This window comes from Paenibacillus sp. RC334, from assembly GCF_030034735.1.
GTDB classification, from domain to species: domain Bacteria; phylum Bacillota; class Bacilli; order Paenibacillales; family Paenibacillaceae; genus Paenibacillus; species Paenibacillus terrae_A.
The window spans coordinates 3,010,207-3,027,438 of the sequence record NZ_CP125370.1; the positions used below are offsets into that span (position 1 = coordinate 3,010,207).

The 17,232-nt window shown below is 47.0% G+C and carries 6 protein-coding genes; 2 read left to right on the forward strand and 4 right to left on the reverse strand.

The window, feature by feature from the left end; genetic code table 11:
• The first annotated feature begins 318 nt into the window (after positions 1-318).
• Both QMK20_RS13775 and QMK20_RS13780 read left to right on the forward strand, forming a co-directional pair.
• The gene (locus QMK20_RS13775) at positions 319-1,236 is read left to right on the forward strand and encodes a hypothetical protein (RefSeq protein ID WP_044648480.1); all 918 of its coding nucleotides are present in this window, start codon (positions 319-321) and stop codon (positions 1,234-1,236) included.
• Positions 1,237-1,301: 65 nt separating this feature from the next.
• Positions 1,302-2,066 (forward strand): HAD family hydrolase, encoded by a 765-nt coding sequence (locus tag QMK20_RS13780; protein ID WP_283652074.1) that lies wholly within the window; start codon positions 1,302-1,304, stop codon positions 2,064-2,066.
• A gap of 177 nt (positions 2,067-2,243) precedes the next feature.
• Here QMK20_RS13780 and QMK20_RS13785 read toward each other — a convergent pair whose 3' ends face one another.
• From QMK20_RS13785 to QMK20_RS13800, 4 genes are all read right to left on the reverse strand, one after another.
• Positions 2,244-3,536, reverse strand: coding sequence for a hypothetical protein (locus tag QMK20_RS13785; protein WP_283652075.1), 1,293 nt, complete (start codon positions 3,534-3,536; stop codon positions 2,244-2,246).
• A gap of 28 nt (positions 3,537-3,564) precedes the next feature.
• Positions 3,565-12,486 (reverse strand): non-ribosomal peptide synthetase, encoded by an 8,922-nt coding sequence (locus QMK20_RS13790; protein WP_283652076.1) that lies wholly within the window; start codon positions 12,484-12,486, stop codon positions 3,565-3,567.
• A 754-nt stretch (positions 12,487-13,240) separates the two neighbouring features.
• Positions 13,241-14,251, reverse strand: a complete 1,011-nt coding sequence (locus QMK20_RS13795) for an aldo/keto reductase (protein ID WP_283652077.1) — start codon at positions 14,249-14,251, stop codon at positions 13,241-13,243.
• A gap of 360 nt (positions 14,252-14,611) precedes the next feature.
• On the reverse strand, positions 14,612-16,999 hold the full coding sequence (locus tag QMK20_RS13800) for a type IA DNA topoisomerase (protein ID WP_283652078.1): 2,388 nt from the start codon (positions 16,997-16,999) through the stop codon (positions 14,612-14,614).
• Positions 17,000-17,232: the final 233 nt, after the last annotated feature.

A 17,232-nucleotide genomic window follows, 5' to 3' on the forward strand; every position in this document is an offset into this window, starting at 1 on the left:
CACAGCCAGAATACATGCAAATTTCGGTATTTTTAGTGCATAAAAGAAAAGATGAAAAAAATCGCCATCTGAGATGACGATTTTACGGAAAGTCTGTCTGATATGTAACCGACTCCGCATCGTTAGGGAGTCTTGTATGTTCAATCCGAACCCAATCACGTCACAGCGCACTATTTTATATTATAGTGGACAATGCCCAGCAGAACAAGCCATAATAAATAAGTGAGCAATTTCTAAATGCTCATGTTTTGCTTATGGACGGGCTTAATTACGTTCACCGCTCTGGGCTCGAAGACAGAATAGGAGGCATTTGATTCCATGAGTTATCAAATTAAAATAGACACTTCTCCAATTTACGAATTACTCGGCAGCTTTATGGCCTATGTAACCAAAAAATGGGTACATGACATGGACCTGGGCCATGAGTGGATCGATAAAGTGGATGCACGGCTACAAAACGAAGTTCGCACCGAGCTGGCTACAGCGCAGGATTGCCCTTTTAGCGATTATGACGCGCTTTATGTTTGGGCTTTGCTTCGACCGGAATCGGATGAAATATCCGATTATATCGCTTATCTGGACCACGGCCCGGATGAAGATATGTTCGAGCTGATTGTTCCGCATGTTCCTTTTTTAACCTTTGAAGAATCTTTGCGCATTCGCAAGGTGTACGCCCCTCTCCTCAAATTATGGGACCGGGACTACTTCCGGGCAATGGAAAGCGAACTGCGTGTGCTGGCAGAGGAAGACGCTGCAGAAAAACGTATGCTTCTGAACAAAATGGAACCGGAAGCATTGGTTGAATACGCCACAGCCGGACTGATCGTGCCTCATATGGAAGATTTGGATACAGTTGTTCTGTTTCCAGTCGTCCATAACCGTCCGATCAATTCGTACTGTTTTTATACCCGTATGCTGCTGATCCAGTATCCGGTAGACGTTCCCGAAGAAAGCGAGGAAGAACCGCCTACACTCCTGCTTCGGCTGACTCGGGCGGTAAATGACCCGCAACGTCTGCGGATTCTGCGTTACGTGGCTCAAGGCCCTAAATCTCTCGAAGATATGCGTCATGATTTGAGCCGATTGGAAGACACGCTCATGTCTGATATGATGATTTTGCGAGTAGCTGGCCTGCTCCGTATCCATATTGGACGTTATCACAAAGAAAAATTCAGCATTCGCCCCGACGGAGCGGCTGATTTACAGGTATTTTTGGAATCCTATATCGGACTGTAATTTGAACTGTGCCCTCCGTTATAACCGAATATCGTTAAAGCATTGGCTTGGAAGGAGTATGCAACATGTCGTATCCGAAGCAGCACATATTATTCGATCTTGATGACACTTTGGTCCACTGCAACAAGTATTTCGATCTTATTCTCAACCACTTTTTCGATTTGCTTCAGGAATGGTTTGCAGCCCGTAACCTGACGAAAAATACAATTCGTGAAAAACAAATCGAAATTGATGTGGCTGGTGTTCATCAGGTGGGATTTGCCAGTGAGCATTTTCCACAGTCCTTGATTGATACGTACCACTTTTTCTCGGAGCAATTCGGACGCCGTACAGATCCTAGGGAAGAGCAGGAGCTTCGCTCGCTTGGCCGAAGTGTGTACGAGCAGGAAATTGAACCGTATCCCGGGATGGTCGAAACGTTAAACTCCCTCCAAAAAGCCGGGCATGCCCTGCACCTCTACACCGGCGGTGAGCAGGTCATTCAGGAAAAGAAGATTGAACAGATGAAGCTGGCTAACTATTTTGATGATCGCATCTACATTCGCCAGCATAAAAATGTCGAGGCACTGGAGGAAATTATTCAGATGAACCGCTTTGACCGAAGCATCACCTGGATGATTGGAAACTCCCTGCGCACCGATGTATCTCCCGCCCTTGCTGCAGGCATTCATGCCGTGTATCTCAAGCAGCCCAAGGAATGGGTTTACAACATGGTTGAGCTGCAAAAAAACGTTAACTCCGTGATGTATACGATACAGAAGCTAACAGAAGTACCCCGAGTGATACACGAAAGCATTCAATTGCATCAACAAAAAAGGACTCTCGGCTAGATTGCACCTGTTAATATCCCCTTCAAGTAGACACTCAAAAAAGTCCACATGGTATCATGAGGCTAGAGAGAACTTGGAGGGGATATTTTTTTACTTTTATAACTGCCAACGAGTTCAGTCAAATTCAAACAGCGCGCGTCGATTAAGTATCGGCACGCGCTGGCTGCTTAGTCTGTTTTATTTATCTACTTGACAGGGGGATAGTTCCACGGATAAAATCCGGTCAAAAAGACCAAAGACTTCTTCTGAATCGTAAAGATTCTCCAATACGCTGACCTCCATCATTAAACGTCCCGAAAGTGTAGCCGTTGTGAGCAATAACGACTGGTTTTTGATGGAAAAATAGATGGTGTCCACCCATTCTTCTATAATCGGATACGATATGATTCCCAGATTGGACAAGGTGATGGTAAAATTCCACAGGGGGGATCTTTCAGGCATTGTTTTCATAACCAATTCAAGACACTGTTGTTTATATTTCCGATATGAATTGGAAAACGAAGCAAAAAAGAGCGACAACGCATAGGGAACCCCCCTTTTGAACCATTTGAACGCGGATTTCATCTGTTTTTCCAAATTTCCATCCCGAAAAAATTGCATTGGAAGGCTTGCGACGTAATTACCGTGCATAGTTTCCGGCGAGTAGTTATGCAGAAAACTCAAATCCATAGGCATGGAGACAAACACGCGTTGCTTGCCGGGAGCATGCTGCAGTAGTCCATCAGTCATTCGATAACAGATGTATTCGGTTAATGTCATTTTTAGGCTTCGGCATCGTCTTAAAATCTCACTAGTCTCCTCTTTGCTGAATCTATACGATTTTTTGACATAACCACCGCCTTGCTCCGGCCTTCTGCCGTAACTTAAATCAACGGTTTCGCCAGCGCCTGTCCCTTTTCCCCTAACCCTGGACATAAAACCTGCAACAAAAACCGGCATCCACATAAAAGCGGAAAATCTTCTTTTCATACGCAACAGCCTGTCTTTGGAGACGTCGCCCTTTGCCGCCTTATTTTCCGGCTCGGAATCTGGTTCGCCTGAGTAATATTCCAGCCATCTCTTGATCCAGAAAACCAAGCTCAGCCCATTAGCCACCGCATGGTTCATCGCAAATATCATTGTATATTCATTTATAGGGTAAATACGAAACGGAAGTCTGGCATTGGTCGGGCTGTACTGAGCCAGTACCTCTTCCTCCGTAAAATATTGGGAAAGCTTCACCTTTTCAGCCTCCAGAAAATGTTCCAGCTCTTCCTGAGAAAAACGCCCCCATACAAACGTGTCTTTTTCGAATTGTTCCACCCTTTTGGCTTGCAGCAAAGGATTGTCCATGATGAGCGAGCGGTAGCTGGAAAACAATTTTTCAGCGTCGATTCTTCTTTTAAAAGTAACCGTTGCGATCATGCTGTTGGATAAAATATAATCTTCAGTTCCAAAAAAGTAAGTGCTTGCCAATTTAATGGCATCCATTTTTCCCCGCTCCTTCCCTTCTATTCTTTTACATAAACTCTACTTTTTTGACATGATCCATCATCAGCTTCACTTTTTGACTGTCCAGCCTGGACCACTCAAACCCCAGCTCCTGCAAAATACCGTCAGTCTTCTTGTTCATCGTCATGAACAACGTTTTGCTTGCTCCCTCAAAGAAGACGTTGGAATGAACAAGAATCCTGGCAACCTCCTGCGCTGTCTCCGGTTCATCGTATTTTTCAAACATGTATTCGGTAAAATCCTCCACTGGCATCGGCTTTACATTTATATCCGCCTGCTTCAAAAGCTTGGCAAAAGATATCATGCTAACCTGATGGCTGTTAAACAGATGATAGGTTTCGTTGATTAGATTTTTCCGGTCGAATAGGAGTACAACTGCCTTGGCCACCTCATCCACAAAGGAGAAGTTCATGGTTTTATCTTGAATTGCGGGTAATCGGCCAAGTTTGATCATCGACTTTACCAACGAATAAAATGCATTATCCGAAATATTTTCCTGGAAGATCCCCGAATTGGAATCAAACACGAGGTTCCCGACCCTGAACACATTGGAATCAAGCCCTTCTTCCCTTGCTCTTACAATCTCTTTCTCGGCTTCGAGCTTTGTCATAACGTAATAGTTATCAGAGCTTTGCTCGACATTGCAATCATATTCAGTGAACATGATGCTGCTCTGGTCTTCTATCCAGCCGCTACCTACGCTGGTGGTGGAAACGAAATTGTAGGTCTTTTTCTTCCCTGTGCCAGCAAATTTGATCAGTCTTTCGTTCCCTTCCACATTGACCGCCTGAAATTCCGAGTAATGCCCAAAATGCTTCACATTTGCCGCCGAGTTAATGATCGCATCAATGCTTCCGGCCAAATCCTCATAGCGCTCCCGGCTCAGTCCAAAGTAGTCCTGGGTTAAGTCTCCACAAAACACGCACACTCTGTCTTCCCAGGCCTTCTCCCCATCAAGCTCAAGGCCAAAATGGAACTTCAGCTTCGCCCACAGTCTTTCCAGCGCCTCATCGTCACTCGTTCCCCGAACAGGTACATACACCTTATATTCCGTATTTTGCAGCAATTGGAACAAAATATGGATTCCCAGATACCCTGTTCCTCCTACCAGCAGAACATTACGGTAGTCAGCCCGTTCAGAAAGATCGATGTTTTCATAACCCTGATTTTTCTTCCGGTATTCTTTGAGACTCTCGCGCATTTTCCAGACAACACCAGGTACGCCGTTTTCTCCGGAAGCTGCCACTTCCCGTAAGGCGTACACGAATTGTTTTAATCTGTCTTTGGAATACTTAATGTTATCCGCCAAGGCCCGAATCGTCGGATATTGAAAGATGTCGTTAATGCCCACTTCAAAATCCAGCGCCAGCCTCGAAACCACCTGAATCGCCTTGATCGAATTGCCACCCAGTCTAAAGAAATGCTCATCAATTCCGATCGACTCTATGCCGAGAATCTCCTGCCATACCTTCTGGATTTTCAAATCAACGTCATTTCTTGGGCTGCTGACTGTGTGGTCGCTTCCCTGCCATTCAGGCTCGGGCAATGCCTTCCTGTCAATTTTCCCGCTCGGAGTCATCGGCATGTCATCCAGCTGCATAAAGCTGGACGGCACCATATAATCAGGCAACTCCTGCATAAGCTGTTCCCGCAGCTCTTCCACTCCCGGTTCGCCCTCTGCTGTAAAATACGCCGCCAGATATTTCTCGCCTTGCTTGTCTTCCCTCGCGATCACCGCTACCTCCCGGACAAGCGGATGCTTCATTAGCTGCGCTTCGATTTCACCCAGCTCAATGCGGAAGCCCCGAATTTTCACCTGATCGTCGATTCTTCCCAAAAATTCGATATTCCCGTCCGGCAGCCAACGCACCAGATCGCCTGTCCGGTACAGCTTCTCTCCAGCTTCGTAAGGATTCGCCACAAACTTCTCCGCCGTTAGCTCTGGCCGGTGCAGATATCCCCTGGCCAATCCGTCTCCCGCAATGCACATTTCCCCGGCTGCTCCCAGCGGTAGCAGCTTTTGATGTGTGTCCATAATGTAAATTCGAGTATTGGCAATCGGTTTGCCAATCGGTACCGATGGATACCCCATATCCTCTTCCCGGTACCTCCACGCGGTTGCAATTACACTTGATTCGCTCGGACCATAGGCATTCATATACTTCACGCTGTCCTTCCACCGCGTAACCAGCCCTTTGGTAATCGCTGATCCGCCTGTCACCAGTTTTTTCAGCGTCGGCAGTCTGTCCGGCTCAATCCCTGCCAGATAAGTAGGCGGAAGCAGTGCAATCGTAATTTGGTTTTCATTCATGAAGCGTGCAAATTCGTTCAGATTATTAATAATATCCCGCGAAACCAGATACAGCGTTCCGCCTCCCAGCAAAATCGTGAACACTTCCCAGACCGAGGCATCAAACGAGCTGCTGGCAAACTGCAGCATCCGGTCCGATCCGTCCACGCCCCATTGTTCCTGGAAGAAATGCTGGAGGTTGATGATTCCCCGGTGTTCTACCATGACCCCTTTGGGTTTCCCCGTAGATCCCGAGGTATAAATGATATAAGCCAAATCCTCCGGCTTGTTAACAGGCTCCAGATTGGCACGGTCTAGCTCTTTATGCTTCAGGCTTTCGTCATCCAAATCCATGACTGTCCCGTGATAGGTGAGCTTGTCCCGGAGATGCTTTTGCGTCAGTAAAATGGACGCGCCGCTGTCCTCCAGCATATAGTGAATCCGTTCCTCCGGATAATTCGGATCTATCGGCAGGTAGGCTCCGCCCGCTTTGAGTGTTCCCAGGATGCCGATGACCATTTCCATGGAACGCTCCGCCATGATGGCAACGATATCATCCGGCTTCACTCCCCGCTCTCTCAAGACTGTAGCCAGCCGATTCGCCTGCTCGTTCAGCTCCCGGTAGGTCAGCGTTTGCTCTCCCCAGACCAAAGCCGGATGATCTGCTCTTTGCTCCGCTCGTTCCTCAAACAGTCCCTGAATCGTGTGATCCTTTGGATATTCCGCCTCCGTGCGGTTAAAATCACGGAGCTGCACGCTGCTCTCTTCCTCCGGTACGATCTCGATATCTTCGATCCTCATCTTTGGACAACGGATGATTTCACGGATGATCATTTTAATCTGCCCGGCTACCCGCTCCATAAAGCTTCTGTCATAGGCCAAGCTATTGTAGCGGAATTTGATCTGCAGATCGTTCTCAGGCACAACAATGAAATTAAAATCAAAATTTGTCTGTTCGGAAACCTTCGTGGACAGTACCCTCAAATCTGTTCCGTGGTCGCCCTGTCCTTTGACAGCTTCCTCTATCGGATAGTTTTCAAAGGCCAGCAGGTTTTGCACCAATCCGCCTCCATAGGCGGTCCTCGACTGAATTTCCGCCAGCGGATAATAGTGATGCCGCTCCGATGCCCATGCCTCCTGCTGAAGTTTGGCAACCAGGGCTGAAAAGCTTTCTTCCTTTTCTGCCCGGACTCTGACAGGAATCGTATTGATAAACAGTCCTACCATCTGTTCAACGCCTTGAATTTCTGCCGGTCTTCCCGAGACAACCGTTCCGAACACCACATCCTGGGTATTGTTGTACCGTTGCAGCAGGATTCCCCATACGGCCTGTATCACCGTACTTAACGTGGCGCCACTTTCTCTTGCGATTCCCTCCAAACTCTCCTTCATTTCCCTATTTATCGTAAAATCGTATTCTTCCTGAATGTATCCCGGATGAGCTATACCACTTTTGATTTTAGGCAACAGCGCTGGCTGTTCGTACTCTGTCAGATAATTCTCCCAGTAAGCCCCCGTCTCCCGGTCATCCCTTTGTTCCAGCCACTGGATATATTGACGATAAGGATACACTGTGCCTAATTGCGGTATGCTTCCTTTATGAAGAGCACTGTGAATTTCCAGCAGCTCTTTAAATACAATGCCAAGACACCATCCATCTATAATGATATGATGAAAACTCAAAATGAAACGATAGCTGTCGGCATTAATTCTAATCAAGGCAAATCTGATCAGCGGCTCCCGGGTGAGGTCAAAGCTCTTTTCTCTATCCTTGTCCAAATAGGCTTGGAGATAGTTTTCTTTCTCTTCCTCTGTTAAGAAGGAGATATACTCGAAAAACATTTCAGCTGGTCTGTCCTCTAAAACGACCTGAACCGGTTTTTCCACCTTCTCATAAACAAAGGCAGTCCGCAAAATATCATGTCTTTGAATCACCTGCTGGAAAGCACGTTCAAACAAGCTTCTATCGATTTCGCCCTTCAGACTGATCACTGCTTGTTCAAAATACGCGTGCGAGTTTTGCTCCCTGAGGAAGTGGTAGAGCATTCCCGACTGCATAGGGGTCAGTGTATAAATATCCGCGATATTGGGCTTAGAGTCCCCCATCGCGCGATATACCTCTTCTACCTCCGCCGTCGTAATGTTGCTGGAACTTACATCACTGGCTGTCAGTTCCGTATATTCCTGTGATGAGCAATGCTCGATAATTTGCTCCAGATTTCGCTTAAAGCCTTCCGCCACTGTGATCAGCGTGGCCTTTTCATATTCGTGCTTGTGATAGGCGAAACTCATCCTTAGTTTTCCATCAGCCACCCTTCCGTTAATGTCCAAGCAGTAAGGTCTTTGCATGTCGGGTGAAACCGTCTCATCGGTAAGAACATCGGAGATGGTAAATATGTCGGTATCGATATCCTGGTCAAACTGCCCCAGGTAGTTGAAGCTGATCTCAGGGTGCAAATTAAACCTTAAGATTTCCTCGTCCCGAGGGAACGTCTGGTATTTTAAAATGCCGTAGCCGATGCCTTTTTGCGGAATGCGCCGGAGGCTTTCTTTGACGGCTTTAAGCCGGGAAGACACGTCCTTGACACCTGCCATATCCAAAATCACAGGGTATTGGGCGGTAAACCAGCCTACGGTTCTGCTGATATCCATATCCTGAATGATTTCTTCACGTCCGTGCCCTTCCAGGTTAACAAGCACCTTGTCTTCTCCTGTCCATTCCCGAATAGCCTCTCCCAATGCCGTCAAAAGAACATCGTTGATTTCAGTATTGTAAGCCTTATTCACTTCTCTAAGCAGTTTGGCGGTTTGGACTTCATCCAGCACGATTTCGATATGATCGCTATCCATATATGTTCTGCCATGAACGAGATGATCCTTGGGAATAGGCTTGATTTCATTCTGTTCCAGCGCGGACCAGTATGTGATTTCTTGGAGAAGCTCCCCGCTGCCGGCATACGTATAAAGTTGTTCAGACCATGCCAGGAAAGAGTCCGTTTTCCCTCTGAATGTGACTTCTTCCCCCTTCTCCGCCTGTCGGTATCCTGTAGAAATATCCTCAAAAAGAATCCGCCAAGAAATCCCGTCAACCACCAGGTGGTGAATACTTACGCACAGATAGTCACCGTCTTTCGTTTTGAACAAGCCTGCTTGCATCAGAGGTCCACATTCTAAATCCATGCGGGACTGAAGCAGGGCGGCTTCTTCCTTTACGGAGCTATCATATATATCATCATTTGTAAAATCCTTTACCTCCAGCGAATATAGTTCGCCTTCCGTGCCCCGGTTGAACAGAACCACCTGTCCCGCCTTCTCACGCACTACAATACGCAAAGCATCATGGTGTTCCACCAAACGATCGAACACCTTTCTTAACATCCTTTCGTCAAACCCCTGTTTCCTATGTAACAGAACGGACTGGTTGAAGTGATGTTTTGCTGCAAAAGACTGCTCAAAAAACCAGCTTTGGATGGGCGTGAGCATGATTTCCCCTGTTACCATTCCTTGAAAAGCAGTATGTTCGACAGATTGTACATAGGCTCTCAATTGTTCAATCACAGGATGGTCAAATAGATCCTTCAGTTGCAGCTTTAGCTTATAATCGTGAAGCTTGGACACGATCTGGATGGCTTTAATAGAATCTCCCCCCAGATTCAGAAAATGATCCTTAATGCCTACCCGTTCGACTTTCAGGACTTTTTCCCATATTTCAGCCAATATCTCCTCTATTTTGTCTCTCGGAGCTGCATATTCCTCCGTTGCATTCACGGTCAGATCGGGCTCGGGCAATGCTTTTCGGTCATTCTTTCCACTCGGAGTCATCGGCATGTCATCCAGCTGCATAAAGCTGGACGGCACCATATAATCAGGCAGCTCCTGCATAAGCTGTTCCCGCAGCTCTTCCACTCCCGGTTCGCCCTCTGCTGTAAAATACGCCGCCAGATACTTCTCGCCTTGCTTGTCTTCCCTCGCGATCACCGCTATCTCCCGGACAAGCGGATGCTTCATTAGCTGCGCTTCGATTTCACCCAGCTCAATGCGGAAGCCCCGAATTTTCACCTGATCGTCGATTCTTCCCAAAAATTCGATATTCCCGTCCGGCAGCCAACGCACCAGATCGCCTGTCCGGTACAGCTTCTCTCCAGCTTCGTAAGGATTCGCCACAAACTTCTCCGCCGTCAGCTCCGGCCGGTGCAGATATCCCCTGGCCAATCCGTCTCCTGCAATGCACATTTCCCCGGCTGCTCCCAGCGGTAGCAGCTTTTGATGTGTGTCCATAATGTAAATTCGAGTATTGGCAATCGGTTTGCCAATCGGTACCGATGGATACCCCATATCCTCTTCCCGGTACGTCCACGCGGTTGCAATTACGCTCGATTCGCTCGGACCATAGGCGTTCATATATTCCACGCTGTCCTTCCACCGCATAACCAGCTCTTTGGTAATCGATGATCCGCCTGTCACCAGTTTTTTCAGCGTCGGCAGCCTGTCCGGCTCAATCCCTGCCAGATAGGTAGGCGGAAGCAGTGCAATCGTAATTTGGTTTTCATTCATGAAGCGTGCAAATTCGTTCAGATTATTAATAATATCCCGCGAAACCAGATACAACGTTCCGCCTCCCAGCAAAATCGTGAACATTTCCCAGACCGAGGCATCAAACGAGCTGCTGGCAAACTGCAGCATCCGGTCCGATCCGTCCACGCCCCATTGTTCCTGGAAAAATTGCCGGAGGTTGATGATTCCCCGGTGTTCTACCATGACCCCTTTGGGTTTCCCCGTGGAACCCGAGGTATAGATGATATAAGCCAAATCCGTCGGCTTGTTAACAGGCTCCAGATTGGCACGGTCTAGTTCTATATGCCTTAGGCTTTCGCCATCCAAATCCATGATCGGTCCGTGATAGGTGAGCTTGTCCCGGAGATGCTTTTGCGTCAGTAAAATGGACGCTCCGCTGTCCTCCAGCATATAGTGAATCCGTTCCTCCGGATAATTCGGATCTATCGGCAGGTAGGCTCCGCCCGCTTTGAGTGTTCCCAGGATGCCGATGACCATTTCCATGGAACGCTCCGCCATGATGGCGATGATATCATCTGGCTTCACTCCCCGCTCTCTCAAGACTGTAGCCAGCTGATTCGCCTGCTCGTTCAGCTCCCAGTAGGTCAGCGTTTGCTCTCCCCAGACTAAAGCCGGGTGATCTGCTCTTTGCTCCGCTCGTTTCTCAAACAACCCGTGGATCGTTTGATCCTTCGGATATTCCGCCTCCGTATGGTTAAAACCGCGAACTAGCGTACTCCTTTCTTCCTCTGGCACGATTTCGATTTGCGAAATAAGAGTTTCACTTTGCTCCATGACTTGAGCAAATAAATATTCAAAGTGGGAGATAACGTTCTCAATGGGGATGAATCTTTCAAAAGCCTGTATCTGATAGTCAAAATTAACGGCTACATCCGCTTCACCTTCTTGTCCCCATATCAGGAGATTGAGTGCATTTCTTTCATGATGATGCGGCATACTTACAATCCGGCTTGCTGCGCCGATCAATGCTTCTCTCGTTTCCTGTTCTTCGAAAGAAAGCGATATATCAAACAGTTTGCCTTTCTCATTGCTATTCTCGTAAACCGCCCGGTAAATTTCACCGAAAGACATTTTCTGATGTCGATAGCATTGCATAAGCTCACGTTTGATGCTCTTAATCAGTTCTTTGAAGCTTATATCTTTCTCGGGGCTGATCCGCAGCGGCAGCACGTTGGCGAAATGTCCCATAGTCTGCTTATATTTCGCTTTGCTCCGATTAAAAACCGGGACGCCGATCACCATTTCGGTCCGATTGCAAATCTTGCTGAAATACAGGAACAGTATGCCTAAAAAATAGTGGAACGACGAGCATCCTTCCTCTTTGCAAAATTCAATCATTTGATTGTATAACGCCTTGTTTATAGTTAAGGTTCGCCGAGCACTCCAAACGGAATCACCGTCACCATCATCGATATCCATGCCTCTGCTAAACAGAGGCTCGGGAATGGTCAGATATTTGTTCTGCCAGAACGCCCTGTCTTTTAAAAAGGCCGGAGAATTCAGATAATTCTGATTATCGGAAATAAAATCAGCATAGGAATAGACCGTTCTGTTCATTTCGCCAATTCCTTGCACCAATTTATTGTAATTGTCAAACATTTGACTGATTAAGAGAGCAAATCCCCATCCGTCGATCACCAAATGATGAACTTTAAGTAAAATGAAGTATGTGTTCGGGGCACCTTTCAACAAAACAAATTGAAAATAGCAGTCCTCTGGTTGAAAAGGTTTTAAAAACTCATTTTTCATCCAGTTGATGCAAAAAGAGTTTGGGTTTTCCTTCACCGAGAAATCATGAAACGGAACTTCATAGTCAGCTTCCGGCAGAAATGTTAAATAAGGCTCTCCCTTTTTATCAATAAAACGGGCACTCAGAGAATCATTTTGTCTGATTAACAACTGCATGGACTGGCTAATGATAGCGGTATTCAGGTTTCCTTTAACCTCAACATACCCACCAATATTGTAAATGGGCTTCCCAGGGTACATGCACTGTTCGAACCATATATCTTTCTGATAGGAACTTAACGGATACTCCTTGACACTTATTACGCTCGTTTGCATAAAATTCCCTCCTGTTGTTAATCATTTCATGCGTTCTACTCCGTATGCCCAGTCATTTCCCGCTACAAATAAAAGAAGCCTGTTCCCATATAAAAGCACAGGAACAGACAGCAGACTTCACCCGGTTGTGCCAAAAAAAGTAAGTATGATCTGTCGCTGTATCCACACCTTTAGGTTCCTTAGCACCAAAATGCAGCAAGCTTTGTTATCAGTTCGGTTGAATTTTCGAAACGTTTTATTTTTATAAATATTCACAATACGTTGTTAGATGCTGATTAAAACATTATATCGAGCCACTAAATTCCTCTCATCCCCCCTCCCAAGATTCAGAGATACCAACCTGCACAACTTTAGCGGCTTAGCTTTTCTAAATGATGGATATGTGATCCGCCTAGTATACACCCTAATATTGATACATATATCAAATTAATTGTACAATATGAAAAATATCTCATTTTGTCAATTAGTTCTAAGTATTTAATATCTGTGTTTTCACAAGCGACATTCTATGAGGTTACGACAAAAATGACGTTCCAAAGCTTCTCTCGCATTCGACGTTTCGCCGAAATATAGCGACGTGAGTGTACACGGGGAGTGACTGACAGTTGGAGTGTAACTTCGGAAGAGTAAAACGTGCCTTTTCCAACATTTTTAGGAGAAAGCCAAAATCAAACCAGGAAAACAAAAGGGACCCCTCCACAACTGATTAAGAACAGGTAAGCTTACTGCGGAGGATATATCCAAGGGCTAACGATTACTTCGATCTCAGCACCTGGTTGGAAACGTGGCTGACCATCTCAATCTCACCGGCTGTCAAGGTAAACTGCATCGCCTTCACATTTTCCTCGGCATGATGTACTTTTGAAGCCCCAGGTATCGCAAATACGTTCTCTCCATGAGCGTTAATCAGCCAATTCAGGGCAATCTGCGTTGGCGTCACATTATATTGTTGAGCCAGCTGTTCCAATGTTTCAATCAGCGGCTTCGATCTCCGCAGCCCCGAATCCCGGAATGCCGCTGTCCACTTGCGCGGGCCCTTGATCGACTTGACCAGAGAAGGATTTTTATGGAATTTTCCACTTAAGATCCCCTGCATTAACGGAGAGTATGCGATGATTGCCACGCCGAGCTCTTTGGCCGTATCCAGAATTCCGTTCTGTTCGATTCTCCGGTCGAGTAGGCTGTATTTCACTTGATTCGAAACTAGGCGAAGGCCGTGCTCACGCAGCACACGATCAGATTCACGTATTTGTTGCGCGGAAAAGTTGCTTACGCCCACATATTTAATCTTTCCTTGCCCAACCAGTTTAGCCATCGCATTCATCACGGCGCCAACCGAAGCAAAGGAGTAAGGCGAATGCACCTGGTAGAGGTGAATTGTCCGTTGATCCAAATGGCGAATACGTTCATCAATCGTTGCTGTGATACTGCCTGCGGTGCGAAAGGCCGGCCACCATTTCGTAGCGATATTCGCCTGTTCTGCGAGCGGTCCTCCGATCTCATTCAGCGTGCCCGCCAGTAGCTGTTCAGACTGTCCGCCACCGTATGCTTCAGCGGTATCAAACCAATTAATTCCACCTTCTAAACTGGTCTGTACGATTTGCCGTATATCCTCCCGCCGCAGCACCGGCCAGAATTTCCCGACTATCCCTTTTCCATTGCTGAACTGCCAGCACCCAAGCCCAAGCGGTGACAGCTTTAAATCCGAGTTGCCCAGCTTGCGTAATTGCAGTGAGCCTGCTACATTTACCGTTTTCTCTTCCACGATCCTTCCATCATCTCCTTTAAAAAAGTTTTCATGTGAAGCGATCGCGTTCACGTTTTAAACACATAACACAACTTTACTTCCTGATTTGCACAGTCCGCTAAGGGAAGTTTTTTGAACGCTATGCATAGAGTTCGCTTTATAAACTACCTAGAAAAAATACTTTTGCATAACCCTTATTTGTTTTATCGGTTGGAAGCTTACAAATGTTTAATAAAATGTTATACAAGCATCTGTTATGGGGAATTTTGGGGTACGGAACATAAAAAAAGATGACTCCTGATGAATTCAGAAATCATCTGATGACAGCTAAAAAGGCCTTCTTTTTCAATCTGTCGAAAATCATACTCTGTACCTGTATCAGTTTTCCTCACGAACGCTAAGCTGCCCTGTACCTGGTTCATTCAGAACAATTCTTGCTTTGACGGTCGATTCATCTTTACGCTTAAAAGATAGCAGCTGTGTCTGCCCCTTCGTCAACAGAGACTTGAGCATCGTTTCCGTAATCTGCTTGCCAGCATATTCCTTCCAGACGACAAAGCCGCAGCCCTGCTTGTAGTTGCTGCATCCATATCCTTTGCGGCCTTCGATAATGCTCCCGCCACAATTCGACCGCGGGCAGCTGCCTAAAGCCTGCCTTTGGCCCGGCGAAGTGCCCGACGGCTCGGCGGACGAAGCTCGCGCTGCTCTCGCGCTTGAACTACTCCCAGCTGAACCCGATGCAGCCGCAGTACGCCCTCCTGCGCCCGATGGCACTTGCTCCAGTGACGATGCTCCGCCCGAGTTGTTGGTACGCCGTGACGGAGCGCGTGCAGCCCTTTGGGTGGTGATGCTTCCGCTTGCGCCTCCACTACGGGTGGCTCCCTTACTACCCGTACGCTTGCCCCTCGCTTCCTCGCCAAAAGCGTTTGCTGGAGCCGGTGGTTGCTGCCTCACCTTGTCAATAATGGATAACGTAAACTTTTTAACGTTATCCATAAACTTTTCCTGGGCAGCTTCTCCCTTGGAAATTTGATGCAGACGGCGTTCCCATTGTCCTGTCATCTCCGGCGAAGCTAGCAGGTCGACCCCCGCGTTGCGGATCAGGTCAATTGCCATTTTCCCCTTATCCGTAATGAGAATCTTTTTGCCTTTCATTTCAATGTAGCCGACCTTCTTCAAACGTTCAATGGTGGCGGCACGTGTCGCAGGTGTACCTAATCCAGCATCCTTCATGACCTCACGTAATTCCTCGTTCTCCATCTGCTTGCCTGCGCTCTCCATTGCTTTTAGCAATGTGCCCTCTGTGTAGCTTTTAGGCGGCTGTGTCACCTTTTCTTTCATCTCGGCGCGAATACAATCCACCGGACGGCCTGCATCAATCTCAAACTTTTTGTCCGTCCATTCGTCTGTTTCCTCTTCTTCCTCTTTCTTCGGTGCTTTGCTCTTTTTGCCTTTATCCTGATCAGCCTTGCTCAAAACTACTTTCCAGCCCAAGGACAGAAGCTCCTTAATGCTTGTTTTGAACAAATGCTTGTCCACTTGGGTCATCACAGTATGCATTTTATATTCGGCAGGCGGGAAGAAATGTGACAAAAACCTGCGGATTATCAGGTCATATACATTTTGTTCCTCCTTGCTGAGCGTTCCCGGTCTTTTCAGCGTAGGCAATATAGCATGGTGATCCTCAACACGGGCTGGATTGCAGACAGCTTTATTCTGTTTATGGACCAAATTGGGGTTCGCTTGCTGTACCAGATCAGCATAAGGACCTGTGCCCAGCATACGAAGCGCCTTGTGCATGCCGTCTATATTTTGCTCCGTTACATAGTTGGAATTGGTACGCGGATAGGAAATGACCTTATGCCGCTCATAGAGCGCTTGTGCAACATCCAGCGTTTTTTTGGCTGAATAACTATACTTGGCATTCGCCTCACGTTGAAGCAGTGTCAAATCGTACAGCTTGAAAGGATATTCCTTCGTCTGCTTCACATCATATTTTGTGATTTCACCTGTTTTTCCGCGAACTGCCGCTGCTATCGCCTCAGCTTCTTCCGGCTTGGTCAGCCGATCTCCTTGCCACGCACCTTTATACTTGGTTTGATCTTGCTTAAACTCTGCCCACACGTCATAAAAGGTTTGAGACTGAAACGCCTCAATTTCCTTTTCCCGGTCATGAATCAATGCCAGTACAGGAGTCTGCACCCGTCCGACCGACAGTAACGCGTTATGCCGTGTTGTAAAGGCTCTGGAAGCATTCATACCGATCAACCAGTCTGCTTCACTTCGTGCCCGCGCAGCCTGAGTTAGAAACTCAAACTCCGATGCATCTCGCAAGCGTTCAAAGCCTACTGCAATACTCTCCGCCGTTAAATCTGAGATCCATAGTCGCTTGACCGGCTGACGCAGCTTTAACTGCTGTTGAATCAAGGCAAAAATATATTGCCCCTCTCGCCCCGCATCACAAGCATTCACGATTGCATTACAGCGTTTGGCCAGCTCACCAATTATTTTCAGCTGATCTTTTGTTTTCGGATTCGGTACAATTTTAAACTGCTCGGGGATAATGGGAAGATCTTTAATATTCCAGCGTTTGTACTTGGCATCGTATGCATCCGGCTCAGCGAGACCCAGCAAATGACCGATCGCCCAAGTTACAATGTATTTCTCCCCCTCCAGATAGGTACGGTTATTTTTGGCCCTCGGCTCCATAACAGCCGCAATAGTGCGTCCCATATCCGGTTTTTCAGCAATAATTAACGTCTTCATTCATATTCCATTCCTTCCTGACGGCCTTCTGCTTCCCTTCCCTGACTCACACGTAATAAACGAAAGGTAAATGAAATACAGGCAGGGCCTCATGCAAAAGGAGCCTTCTCCCGGCGAAAGCTCCTTTGTCCATTCACTTGGTCTAGCGCTCCAACAATATACGTGTATTATACCATAGATACCATCATTCTCTCAGGTGATGATTTACGAAACCTTGTAACGTTAATAGTTAC